General features: G+C 39.0%; 1 pseudogene. It reads right to left on the reverse strand.

The features are described from left to right. Positions 1-536: pseudogene (locus STRDD10_RS11270) on the reverse strand (IS1634 family transposase); the annotation flags it as partial.

Below are 536 nucleotides of genomic sequence, written 5' to 3' on the forward strand. Positions count from 1 at the left end.
CAATTTCCCACCGCCTTTGATTGATAGCTACAATTGTCTGAATCTCTTCATCTAGATTAGTAGCTACGGCGTAGAGACCATCATATTGAGCCTCTTCTTGAATCCGTTCCTCATCAAGAGTTAGAATCCTTTTCTCGGCGATTTCCCCTTCTTTAGTCGTACTTGTTTCTTTCAGAAATCTCTTAAAATCGGTTTGTCTCTTCTTGGTAGCTTGGCTGGGCTTGCCTAGTAACTTACTAGCCCGTTCAATCTGTTTTTCTCGTATCGTTCGATGATAGTCTTGATATTTAGTAGAAAAGGTTACAATCAAGCGTTGATTTGGTAGGTCTTCATCATAAAGGGGAGATTCTTTAAAGAAGAGCTGTTTTTTTAATTCTTCTCTATGTTCTAGCTCATCTAGATTGTAAAAGATAGGCTTCTTATCCCCAACCATTCGCCACCCACTTTTATCCAAGGCCCAGTCTCTGTATTCTTTCTTTAACTTCTTGATAGATTGAGTTGTGACATAGGAACGTTCTCCAAAAGAATTGTACATC

Origin of the sequence: Streptococcus sp. DD10 (assembly GCF_001578805.1) — a bacterium.
In the GTDB taxonomy this organism is placed as follows: Bacteria; Bacillota; Bacilli; order Lactobacillales; family Streptococcaceae; genus Streptococcus.